The sequence below is a fragment of the Luteimonas terrae genome, from assembly GCF_004358165.1.
In the GTDB taxonomy this organism is placed as follows: domain Bacteria; phylum Pseudomonadota; class Gammaproteobacteria; order Xanthomonadales; family Xanthomonadaceae; genus Luteimonas; species Luteimonas terrae.
The window spans coordinates 585,595-597,952 of the sequence record NZ_SMTG01000002.1; the positions used below are offsets into that span (position 1 = coordinate 585,595).

Sequence of the window (12,358 nt, forward strand, 5' to 3'; positions counted from 1 at the left end):
TCTGTCTGGTGGAACGCGCAAGCTTTGGTCGACGCTCAGGCCACCCCGGATCGTCCAGGACGGTCGCCGCAATCTCAGTGCGCGGCGAAATGGATCAGCGCCCGGTCGTTGAGCGGCTGCACCTTGCGATTGTTGTGGCTGTAGCGTGCGTTGAAGCCGGCGATCTGCGCCGAAGACAGCGTCACCGGCGTATCAAGCACATACCACTCCACGTTCTCGGTCAGCGGCGGCGTCGTCAGCGAGCCGAGGTAGTGGTGATAGCTCTTGTCGCGCGGCAGCATCATCGCGATGTCCTCGCGTTCGATCTCGCCTTCGCTCGCATCGCCCAGCGCCTCGAGCACCTCGCCGGCCAGCCGGTTCGAATCGCCCTCGCGGTACATCACGCCCACCACGGCCAGACGCCCGTCCTTGGCCTTGAACACGAAGTGGCCCTCGAGCGGGAACGACTCGCCGTCGATGGTGTGCTCGCTGGCGGCGTGGAAGTGGAACTGCATCAGTTCGAAATGACGGCCGCGGATCAGCGCGTCCGGGCCGTGGGCCTCGACCTCCACCGCGTGGCCGTTGTCGACGATGCGCAGCGTGGCGATGGTGTCGCGCAGTTCGATCGACTGGGCCTCCTCGAGATCGCCGTCCACGGCGACGCTGCGCTGGATGTCGATCGGCGACTGCGCGAGCGCGGCCGGAAATTCCCAGCGTTCCTGGTGGTCGTAGTCGAGTTTCTGGGCGGCGGCGGTCGTCGCGACGGCGGCGAGCGCGAAGCAGAGCACGGAACGGCGGAACGTGCGGATCATGCGGGGCTCCGAGAAGGGTCGTGCCCCGACGTCCGGGGCAGCCATACGCTACGCCTGTCCCGGGGTGGCCGCTGTGCGGATCCCGGCGGAATGTCCGCCCGCAACGCAGAACGCCACCCGGAGGTGGCGTTCTGCGTGTCACGGCGTGTTGCGGACGATCAGCCGCCGCGCACGCGGCCCTGGAATCGCGGCTGCGCACGGCCCAGCGGCAGCTTGAGCTTGCCGATGGTCTCGATGCGTTCTTCGGCGAGGCGATCGGCGGCCATGTACGTCGGCACGCCGTCGCGCTCGGAGATCTCGAAGATGCGCGTGAGGTTGTGGTAGATCGTGCGCATCATGCGCATCGCACGCTCGCGGTTGTAGCCGTCGATCTCCAGCGAGATGTTCATCACGCCGCCGGCGTTGACCGCGTAGTCGGGCGCGTAAAGGATGCCGCGCTTCTCGACTTCGTCGCCGATCGCGTTGTTGGCCAGCTGGTTGTTCGCCGCGCCGCAGATGATCTTCGCCTTCAGGCGCGGCAGCGTCTTCTCGTTGACCGTGCCGCCGAGCGCGCACGGCGAATAGACGTCGACGTCCACGTCGTAGATCTCGTCCAGGCCGACGGCCTCGGCGCCGAACTCGTCGACGGCGCGGGCCACACGGTCCTTGTTGATGTCGGTCACGTAGACCTTCGCGCCGCGCTCCTTGAGCAGCTTCACGAACTCGATGCCGACATGGCCCAAGCCCTGCACGGCATAGCTGTAGTTGCCCACGTCCTCGTTGCCGAACTTGCGGTTCAGCGACGCCAGCAGGCCCTGCATGGTGCCGTAGGCGGTGAACGGCGAGGGGTCGCCCGAACCGCCGTGGACCTGGTGCACGCCGGTCACGAACTGGGTCTCGCGGTAGACGAACTCCATGTCGTTGACGTCGATGCCGACGTCTTCGGCGGTGATGTAGCGGCCGCCCAGCGACTCGACGAACTGGCCGAACGCGCGGAACAGGCCCTCGGACTTGTCCGTCGCCGGGTCACCGATGATCACCGCCTTGCCGCCGCCAAGATTCAGACCGGCGACCGCGTTCTTGTAGGTCATGCCGCGCGACAGGCGCAGCACGTCGTTGAGCGCTTCCTGCTCCGATGCGTACGGCCACATGCGGGTGCCGCCCAGCGCCGGGCCCAGGACGGTGTTGTGGATCGCGATGATCGCCTTCAGACCCACGTCCTTGTTGTGGCAGAACACGACCTGCTCGTGGCCGTAGGTATCGAGGTGCTCGAAAATCATTCAAAACTCCGTCACGGGCGGGAGGCCCGACGTCAGGTGGCAGAAGGCGGCGAGGGGGCTGTGCGGGTCGGTCTTGGCGACCGGTTCGATCCGGCAGGGCCGCAGGTGTCGGGTGAGCGGGGCATTTTACGCCCGTCGATTGACGAAAGGTTGAAGGTGCAACTGACCGGCGGGTAGGGCTTCAGGATCAAGGGTTTGGGGGTGGCTTTCACGTGGGGAGGCCTTGCTTGGCCCGCTGGCGCCTCTCGACTTCCACGGCCGTCATCCCGGCGAAAGCCGGGATCCATCCTGATGTTCCCTGGAGGCCTCGCACCGCTCGCGGAGCCCGAAGTCAGAATGGACCCCGGCGTGTGCCGGGATGACGGAAGCCGGAGTCGAACTGTCTGACCAGGCACAGATCCGGCGGCCTGGCCGCTTCACGCCTTCCCCCGCGCGGCGGGGGAAGGCCGGGATGGGGGCGAAGGGTCCGGTCGCGGTGAAAGCCGCTTCAAGCGATACCTGATTTCAGGCTCTCCTGCGAGCTGATGGCTTGCCCCCACCCAACCCTCCCCCGCGCGCGGGGGAGGGCTTCAAAAAGCAGGGGAGGACTTGAATCGGTTACAACTGCGACTCCACCGGCAGCCACCGCACGACATTCGCGACCACGCGCTGCATGCGCGTGCTGTCGGGTTCCACTTTCAGCGCCTCCGGCGGATCGGTGTCGCGGTCCACCCAGCGCACGTCGCCGTCGTCGTTGAGATACACCCAGTAGCTCAGGCCCGGCGCGGTGAGGTGGCGGTATTCCTTGAACAGCGCCGCGCCCAGTTCCGGGTCGTCGAACAGCACGCCCATCTCCGTATTGAGATTGGCCGAGCGCGGGTCGAGGTTGAACGAGCCCACGAAGCCGCGCCGCCCGTCGATCAGCACCGCCTTGGTGTGGAGGCTGGCGCCGCTGCTGCCGAAGAGGCTGCTGCCAGCCTTGACGTCCGACTGGCTGCGCGTCTCGAACAGGCGCACGCCGCCCTCGAGCAGCGTCTTGCGATAACGCACGTAGCCGCCGTGCACCGCGACTACGTCGTTGGCCGCCAGCGAATTGGTCACCACTGCCACGTGCACGCCGCGTTGCGACAGGCCGACCAGGCGTTCGGTGCCGTCCACGCCGGGCACGAAGTAGGGCGAGATCAGCAGCGCGGCGCGTTCGGCCTGGGCGATGTCGCCAACCAGATGTTCGACCAGCCAGTTCTCCCGCTCGTCGCCGCGCCACTTGATCGGGGGGTCGGACAGGATGCGCACGCCCTCGCTCCAGATCGGCGTGAGCGACTGCGAGAAATAGCCGCGCACGCTCGGCGACGTGTCCATGCGGTCGAGGAAGCGTCGGGCTTCCTCGCTCTTGGCTTCTTCCTGGATCTGCGCCAGCACCGCGCGGATCGTCGACTGGGGCTTGCGGTTCAGCGCCTCGATCGGAATCGCCGCCTCGCTGTTCCAGAAGTCGTCGAAGATCTTGCTGGCATCGGCCACCGCGGGGCCGAACAGCACCATGTCGAGGTCGTGGAAATTGAACTCCTCGGCCGCGCTGAAATACTCCACGCCCACGTTGCGCCCGCCCACCACCGCCACGCGGCCGTCGGCGATCCATGCCTTGTTGTGCATGCGGTGGTTTACGCCCCAAGCGCGCTGCACCATTTCCAGCAGCCGCATCAGTCCCGTGCGGTTGCGGAACGGGTTGTAGACGCGCAGCTCGATGTTGGGGTGCGAGTCCATCGCCAGCAGCGTGGCGTCCATCTTCCCGATGCCCATGTCGTCGAGCAGGATGCGCACGCGCACGCCGCGCTCGGCGGCCATCCAGGCCTCGTTGGCGAGCATCCGTCCGGTCAGGTCGTCGTGCCAGATGTAGTACTGCAGGTCCAGGCTGCGCCCGGCCTGGCGCGCGGAAATCGCGCGCGCGGCGTAGGCGTCGATCCCGTCAGGCAGCATGATCGCGCCGGTCTGGCCCTCGTGCCGCGCGAGCAGCGGGGCCAGCTCGCGGTCCAGCGCGGTGTCGCTGTCCGACAGCGGCAGGGCGTGGCTGGGACGGCCCGTCGCCGGCGGCAGCAGGTGATCGGCGACGAAAATGCTGCTGACCGCCATGACCAGCAGGGTGAACAGGCCCCAGCCGATGATTCTCTTGACGCGTTTCTTCATGGGCGGTCGCCGGTGGTCATCCGCACAAGCATCGCAGAAGGCGCGTGCGGGCGTCATCGCGGCGCGTCAGTTGGCGGGGGCGTCAGTGGTGAGGCGTCAGTGTGCAAAGGCGTCAGTGCCTGAGAGCGTCAGTGGGCAACAGATATGGTCTGTCGTCCGCCAACCTTCAGGCCGTCATTCCCGCGAAAGCGGGAGTCCAGCGTCTTCACGCTTTCGGAAAGAGCCAAGGCACTGGATTCCCGCCTGCGCGGGAATGACGGGTTCATCAGCGGAAATGACGGAGTGGACGAGTCGCGTCCACTGCGACACCCGCGCAGCACCCTGACTGCATCACGACAGTCACCCATCCGTAGCACACTGCGCCTGGGGGAGATCCGTCGCATCACTGTCCGGCCGGCAGGCCCGGGCGCGTTCGATATCTGCGATCACGGAGGCTCCATGGCGACGAAGAAGACCGGCGCACGACGCGCCCGCGCAACGGCGACGACGCAGCGACTGCTCGACGCCCGACCTGATACCGCGGATTTCCGCGACCGCATGTTCGAACCCACCCTCGTCGACGTGCCCAGCGAGATGCCACTTGCGCGCTTCACGAAACTTGGCGTGCCCGTGCTCGACCAGGGCGAGGAGGGCGCCTGCACCGCCTACGGCCTGGCGACCGTCGCGCACACGCTGCTGCGCCGCCGCCAGCCCGATGCCGTCACCGGACGCGTCAGCACGCGGATGCTCTACGACATGGCGCGCCGCTACGACGAGTGGGAAGGCGAGGACTACGACGGCTCCAGCTGCCGCGGTGCGATGAAGGGCTGGCACCGGCACGGCGTGTGCGCCGAGGAATGCTGGCCCGACACGCCCGGCCGGCCGCTGCACGAGGTCTACACCGAAGAACGCGCCCGCGCCGCGCAGGAACATCCGCTCGGCGCCTACTACCGGGTCAACCACAAGGATCTCGTGGCCATGCACGCCGCGTTCGCCGAAGTCGGCGTGCTCTACGCATCTGCGGCGGTGCATGCCGACTGGCTGGCGCCGCCGTCGAACGGCGTCATCGAATGGTCCGAGCAGCCCGTCGCCGGCTACCACGCCTTCGCGATCGTCGGCTACGACCGCGACGGCTTCTGGATCCAGAATTCCTGGGGCACGCGTTGGGGCAAGCGCGGCTACGGTTGGATCAGCTACGACGAGTGGCTGCAGCGCGGGACCGACGTCTGGGTGGCGCGGCTCGCGGTGCCCGTGCGCCTGCAGCGTGTCGAAGCGGTGTCGACCAGCAACTCCTTCCTCGCGCGTCAGGCCAACAGTTACTCGCAGGCCGATCTGCGCCCGCACATCGTCAGTCTCGGCAACGACGGCCGCCTGCGCACGACCGGGCGCTTCGGCACCGGCCAGGACGACGTGCGCAACCTGATCCGCCAGGACCTGCCGCGCATCACGCGCGACTGGCCGAAGAAGCGGGTCATGCTCTACGCGCATGGCGGCCTCGTGCCGGAGCAGGCGGCGATCCAGCGCGTCGCCGACCTGCGCGAACTCATGCTGCCGCGGCAGGTCTACCCGCTGTGCTTCGTCTGGAAGACCGACTTCTGGAGCACGCTCGGCAACGTGCTGCGCGATGCCGTGCGCCCACGCAGCGAGGGCCTGATGGACAAAGCCAAGGGCGTGCTGCTGGACCGCGTCGACGACACCATCGAGCCGCTCGCACGCGCACTCGGCGGCAAGGCCATGTGGGACGAGATGAAGGAGAACGCACTGCTCGCGACGACCGCCGTCGTCCGCAACGGCGACCAACTCACAGAAGCCGGCGGCGCTGCGCAGGTCGCGCGCCTGCTGGGCGAATGGATGCTGGCCGATCCGGATGTCGAATTGCATCTGGTCGGGCACAGCGCCGGTTCCATCCTGCTCGCACCGCTGGCGCAACTGCTGACGGCCGATGGCCTTGTGTCATCCGGCCCGGCCGCCAGCATGCAGGGGATCGGCCAGCGCATCGCCAGCCTCAACCTGTGGGCGCCGGCGATGACGATGGCGCTGTTCGAACAGAGCTACGCGCCCGCGCTCGCGAGCAGGAAGATCGACCGCGCCGCGTTGTTCACCCTGACCGATCGCGCCGAGCAGGACGACCACTGCGCCCGCGTCTACAACAAGTCGTTGCTGTATCTCGTCGCGCATGCCTTCGAGGCACGTGCGCGCAGCTGGGTGCGGCGCGAACACCGCAACGGCACGCCGCTGCTGGGCATGGCGCGCTTCATCGAATCGAACGGCGCCATCCGGGACCTGCTGGCGATTGGCAAGCTCGACTGGATCCAGGCGCCGGTCCAGGGCGAGCCGGCGAATGCGGCCGACGGCAGCGCCGCAACGACCCACGGCGGCTTCGACGACGATGCCGCGACGCTGCAGGCGACGCTGTGCCGGATTCTCGGCGAGCGGAGCACGGCGGTGCCGGTGCGCATTCATCGGTCGGAGTCAGGTCTGGATGACTGCAGGGCGCGCTTGAGTGAAGCGTTGGCGCCGGTGGGTGGGCGGGGGTAATCGAAGGTGATCGGGTCGGGCGGGGGCTGTAGCGGGTCGCCCGGGCCGGGCGACGCGAAAGGCATTTGGCGCCGGCTTGATCGGACATATGTCTGTCGAGCGCCGCCGGGGTAGCAGCGTTTGCGGCTGCGTCTCAAGTGGCATGTCTTGACGCATCTTCAAGATCAAAATGGGCTCCAGCTTTCGCTGGAACGACGGTGCCCCGGGGGCGATCCGATCGTTGCCAGACCCACTACCGTCGTCCCAGCGCACGCTGGGACCCATTTTGATGTCGCACCCAGAGGCTGAGACCCGTACGATAGGTCATCGTTTGCCGAGCCGTCGCCGCAGCGGCTTCCAATAAGCGCAGGTCTGGTCACGCTGGACCCGTCTTGATCGTGCGCCAGCACCCGCGCTGATCGCATTCGAGCGGTCACGCCAGTCCAGCGCGCCGGCCTCCATCGATCTCTCGAACGCGACGTCTGCCAGACACCCAATGCATTGGAATGCCGGCACGCCCGTACCGGTTTGCACCGTGCACGACACCACCGCCGTCCCCACGCTCTGGACCATCGGCCATTCCACCCGCGAGTGGGACGAATTCCTGACCCTGCTCGAAGGCGAGCACATCGAAGCCATCGTCGACGTGCGCCGCTTCCCCGGTTCGCGTCGCTATCCGTGGTTCGCCAGCGAGGCCATGGCCGCGCACCTGCCCGAGGCCGGCATCGACTACCGCTGGCTGCCACAACTCGGCGGCCGGCGCCGCGCGCAACCCGGATCGCCGAACGGTGCGTGGCGCAGCGCCGCCTTCCAGGGCTACGCCGATCACATGACCAGCGCCGAGTTCGCCGAAGGGCTGGACGCCGCGCTCGCACTGGCCGCGTCCCGGCGCACCGCGCTGATGTGCGCCGAAGCCGTGTGGTGGCGTTGTCATCGCCGCTTGATCTCGGACCTGCTCACCGTTCGCGGCACGCAGGTCTGCCACATCCTCGCGCCGGGCAAGGTGCAGCCGCACGTGCTGCACCCGGATGCGCAGCGCTCGGGCGATCACGTCATCTATCCGCCGGCGCAGACCGACCTGTTCTGAAGCTCAGCGCGTCTCCAGCGACGCCTGCAGCGCGGTCGCCAGCGCCGCGTCGCCACTGACCAGATCGGTCCAGCGCAGTTCCAGTCCCTTGCGCTTGCCCTTGGGCACGAGTTTCAGACCGGTGGGATCGATCGTGAGCACGTAGGGCGCTTCGTCGATCCGGACTTCGCGTTTGAGGGATTTGTCGAGGGGCGTCATGGCGGGCGGGGGCAGTGGGGAGATGCGGCGGATGCTGCGTTGGCGGATGTCAAGGGCGTGAAATGGGAGCGCGAGCGGTGCGGGAACAGCAGGCGGACGACGCGATTTGCGCGACTTGGCGGAAGTCGCTGGGCCCCGGCGTGACCAGACATGCGTCTGTTGAACGCCGCCGGAGCGACGGCGTCGGGATCGGTCACAGCGCGCAACCCGTGGTGATTCGGCGAGACCTGTTGATGACGCGCAAGAATCAAAATGGCCCCCAGCTTTCGCTGGGGCGACGATGGTGGGGGGAGTGACGACCTGATCGCCCTCGGCCCCGTCATCCCAGCGAAGGCTGGGATCCATTTTGACTTTGCGCGCAAAGCATCAGATGCCGGCGAAGAATGACTAGCAGAACTTCCGTCGTCCCGACGAACGCAGGGTCCCAGTGCTTCTGCGTTTTACTCGGATCTCGCTGGATCTGACGAGCTGGAACGTCGCACGAAACCAGACCTCTACCGTCTGAAAACACCAACGCGCGGCCACTGCATTTGCCGCACCGCAGCATAATTCCAACTGAAATTGTCAAGGCCCTCACCGCTACAATCGGCGCATCTTTTCCAGCACCACAGGAGCGCGCGATGAGCACGCCAGCCAACCAGATGCCCGAGCGCGATACCGACACCGCGCCGCTGCGTTTCGTCACCGCCGCCAGCCTGTTCGACGGGCACGACGCCGCCATCAACATCATGCGCAGGCTCATCCAGTCGCAGGGCGCCGAAGTGGTGCATCTGGGCCACAACCGCAGCGTCGAAGACGTGGTGCGCGCGGCGCTGCAGGAAGACGCCGACGGCATCGCGCTGTCGAGCTACCAGGGCGGGCACGTCGAGTACTTCAAGTACATGGTCGACATGCTGAAAGAGCGCGGCGCCGGCCATATCCGCGTGTTCGGCGGCGGTGGCGGCACGATCACGCCCGAGGAAATCCGCGAGCTGCAGGGTTACGGCGTCGAGCGCATCTATCACCCCAACGACGGCATGAAGATGGGCCTCGTCGAGATGATCGAGGACGTCGTCCAGCGCGCCCGCAACGGTCGCGACGCCGCCAACCGCGACGCCGCCGGCACCACGCCCGGCATCGACGACGAGATCGGCATTGGCCGCGTGCTGTCGCAGATCGAAGCCGGCGATCTCAACGAAGCCGAACTCTCCAGGCTGCGCAAGACCTGGCAGCTCGCCGGTGGCCGCACGCCGGTCATCGGCATCACCGGCACCGGCGGCGCGGGCAAGTCCTCGGTCACCGACGAACTGCTCAACCGCTTCCTCGCCAGCTTCCCCGAGATGCGCATCGCGGTGATCTCCGTCGATCCCACGCGTCGCCGCACCGGTGGCGCGCTGCTGGGCGACCGCATCCGCATGAACTCGCTGCGCAGCCACCGCGTCTACATGCGCTCGATGGCCACGCGCCGCCAGAACGTCGCCACCAATGCGGTGCTCAAGGACTGCATCGGCTTCCTCAAGGGTCTGGCCTTCGATCTGGTGATCGTGGAAACCGCTGGCATCGGCCAGTCGGACTCGGAAATCGTCGACCTCGTCGACTTCCCCGTGTACGTCATGACCAGCGACTACGGCGCGGCCAGCCAGCTCGAGAAGATCGACATGATCGACTACGCCGAGCTGATCGTGCTCAACAAGTACGACCGCCGCGGCGCCGAGGACGCATTGCGCGACATCCGCAAGCAGTGGAAGCGCAACCGCGTCGCGTTCCAGACCGCCGACGCCGACGTGCCGGTGTATCCCACCATCGCCAGCCAGTTCAACGATCCCGGCGTGAGCTGGATGTTCGAGAACCTGTGCCGCCTGCTGCGCGAGAAGACCGGCGCCGGCAGCAGCGAGCGCTGCGACTTCACCCCGCGCATCGACACCACCCTCAAGGAACCGCGCGCCACGGTGCTGATCCCCGGCAGCCGCGTGCGCTATCTGGCGGAAATCGCCGAGCAGGGGCGCCGCATCAACACCGACATCGGCCGCCAGGCCGAAGCCGCCGACCGCGCGCAAGCGATGTGGCAGGCCCTGAACGAACTCGCCGATCCCCAGCTTCCGAAGGCCTTGGACCTCTACAGCGCCGACCATCTGCTTGGCACCTCTCCCCCTGCGGGAGAGGTCGGCGCGCACAGCGCGCCGGGAGAGGGGGCAGCGGCCGTCGTCGACAGCCCGTCCCCGGCCGTCCCCGCAGAACCCGTCCAGGCTGGCACCGCGCCCGCCGCCGACCGTTCGCTGCTCACCCTGCGCCAGCGCTACAACGACGCCATCCAGTCCCTCAGCAGCGAATCGCTCAAGCTCCTGCGCGACTGGCCCCAGCGCCTGAAATCCATCACCGACGAATTCACCGAGTACCAGGTGCGCAGCAAGTCGATCAAGGTCGACAACTACCGCGACTCGCTGAGCCACCAGAAGATCCCCAAGATCGCCGCGCCCACCTACAAGAGCTGGGGCGAGCTGCTGACCTTCCTCGGCAAGGAGAACCTGCCGGGCAGCTATCCCTACACCGGCGGCGTGTACCCATATCGCCGCACCGGCGAAGACCCCATCCGCATGTTCGCGGGCGAGGGCACGCCCGAGCGCACCAACCGCCGCTTCCATTACCTGTCCGTCGGCCAGCCGGCCGCGCGCCTGTCCACCGCCTTCGACAGCGTCACGCTGTACGGCGAAGACCCGGCGCCGCGCCCGGACATCTACGGCAAGATCGGCAACTCGGGCGTCAACATCCCCACGCTCGACGACATGAAGAAGCTCTATTCCGGCTTCGACCTGTGCGCGCCCACCACCAGCGTCTCGATGACCATCAACGGCCCGGCGCCGATGATTCTGGCGATGTTCATGAACTGCGCCGTCGACCAGCAGGTGGAGAAATACCTCAAGGCCGACGACGCCCGCTGGGCCGAGGCGCAGAAGGCGATGGACGCCTTCTTCGAAGGTCGCGAGCGTCCGCGCTACCACGGCGAACTGCCGCCCACGAACGACGGCCTCGGCCTCGGCCTGCTGGGCGTCTCCGGCGACCAGCTCGTCGATGCCGAGACCTACGCCCGCATCAAGGCCGAGACCCTCGCCACCGTGCGCGGCACCGTGCAGGCCGACATCCTGAAAGAGGACCAGGCCCAGAACACCTGCATCTTCAGCACCGAGTTCGCGCTGCGGATGATGGGCGACATCCAGCAGTACTTCGTGGACCAGAAGGTCCGCAACTTCTACTCGGTCTCCATCTCCGGCTATCACATCGCCGAAGCCGGCGCGAACCCGATCAGCCAGCTCGCCTTCACCCTGAGCAACGGCTTCACCATCGTCGAGTACTACCTCGCGCGCGGCATGAAGGTGGACGACTTCGCGCCCAACCTGTCGTTCTTCTTCTCCAACGGCATGGACCCCGAGTACACCGTCATCGGCCGCGTCGCCCGCCGCATCTGGGCCCGCGCCATGCGCGAGCGCTACGGCGCCAACGAACGCAGCCAGATGATGAAGTACCACATCCAGACCAGCGGCCGGTCCCTACACGCGCAGGAGATCCAGTTCAACGACATCCGCACCACTCTGCAGGCGCTCTACGCCCTGTTCGACAACTGCAACAGCCTGCACACCAACGCCTACGACGAAGCCATCACCACGCCGACCGAAGAAAGCGTGCGCCGCGCCGTTGCCATCCAGATGATCATCAACAAGGAAATGGGGCTCAACTTCATCGAGAACCCCTGGCAGGGCAGCTTCGCCGTCGACTACCTCACCGACATCGTCGAAGAGGCCGTCTACAAGGAGTTCGAAGCCATCAGCGAGCGCGGCGGCGTGCTGGGCGCCATGGACACCATGTACCAGCGCGGCAAGATCCAGGAAGAGTCCATGTACTACGAGCACAAGAAGCACGACGGCTCGTTGCCCCTGGTGGGCGTGAACATGTTCCTGCCCAAGGAAGGCGGCGGCGAAGTCGCCACCGAAATCGAACTGATCCGCAGCACCGAGGAGGAGAAAGGGCAGCAGATCGCCAACGTGCAGGCTTGGCAGACCACCCGCAATGCCGTTGTTCTGCCCCTTCCCCCGCAAGCGGGGGAAGGCCGGGATGGGGGCGCCCTTGGCGCAGACTCAAGCGACGTGTCAGAGACCGAGCACCTGTCGTATCTTCAGCGCACCGCCCGCGAGCGCAAGAATGTGTTCGCGGCGCTGATGGAAGCGGTCAAGACGCACAGTCTGGGGCAGATCAGTCATGCGTTGTATGACGTGGGTGGAGAATATCGGCGAAATATGTAGGTTGTCGCATAAAGTTTAGCTGATTTCAATTTTAGACTGCGTCTAGTTAACACTAAAGTCGAGCCCAAGCTCAGGGAGGAAGAGTGGCGGTCA

At 66.7% G+C, this 12,358-nt stretch carries 7 protein-coding genes; 3 read left to right on the forward strand and 4 right to left on the reverse strand.

What is annotated here, in order from left to right; translation table 11 throughout:
* Positions 1-74: 74 nt before the first annotated feature.
* From E2F49_RS02920 to E2F49_RS02930, 3 genes are all read right to left on the reverse strand, one after another.
* Positions 75-791 carry a carbonic anhydrase family protein gene (locus E2F49_RS02920; protein ID WP_055247794.1) on the reverse strand — a complete coding sequence of 239 codons (717 nt, stop codon included), beginning with the start codon at positions 789-791 and terminating at the stop codon, positions 75-77.
* Between the two features lie 158 nt (positions 792-949).
* Positions 950-2,050: a Glu/Leu/Phe/Val dehydrogenase dimerization domain-containing protein gene (locus E2F49_RS02925; protein ID WP_055247796.1), complete on the reverse strand. Its 1,101-nt coding sequence runs from the start codon at positions 2,048-2,050 to the stop codon at positions 950-952.
* A 597-nt stretch (positions 2,051-2,647) separates the two neighbouring features.
* Positions 2,648-4,210, reverse strand: a complete 1,563-nt coding sequence (locus E2F49_RS02930) for a phospholipase D family protein (RefSeq protein ID WP_243713390.1) — start codon at positions 4,208-4,210, stop codon at positions 2,648-2,650.
* A gap of 438 nt (positions 4,211-4,648) precedes the next feature.
* Between E2F49_RS02930 and E2F49_RS02935 the strand changes: the two genes are divergently transcribed.
* Positions 4,649-6,727, forward strand: coding sequence for a C1 family peptidase (locus E2F49_RS02935; RefSeq protein ID WP_133392531.1), 2,079 nt, complete (start codon positions 4,649-4,651; stop codon positions 6,725-6,727).
* Positions 6,728-7,202: 475 nt separating this feature from the next.
* Entirely contained in the window at positions 7,203-7,793 is a 591-nt protein-coding gene (locus E2F49_RS02940; protein WP_133392532.1) for a DUF488 domain-containing protein, read from the forward strand.
* 3 nt (positions 7,794-7,796) lie between these two features.
* Here the strand turns inward: E2F49_RS02940 and E2F49_RS02945 are convergent, their stop codons facing one another.
* Positions 7,797-7,991 carry a hypothetical protein gene (locus E2F49_RS02945; RefSeq protein ID WP_133392533.1) on the reverse strand — a complete coding sequence of 65 codons (195 nt, stop codon included), beginning with the start codon at positions 7,989-7,991 and terminating at the stop codon, positions 7,797-7,799.
* A 620-nt stretch (positions 7,992-8,611) separates the two neighbouring features.
* On the opposite strand from E2F49_RS02945, the gene E2F49_RS02950 reads away from it, so the two are divergent.
* Positions 8,612-12,265 carry a methylmalonyl-CoA mutase family protein gene (locus E2F49_RS02950; RefSeq protein ID WP_133392534.1) on the forward strand — a complete coding sequence of 1,218 codons (3,654 nt, stop codon included), beginning with the start codon at positions 8,612-8,614 and terminating at the stop codon, positions 12,263-12,265.
* Positions 12,266-12,358: the final 93 nt, after the last annotated feature.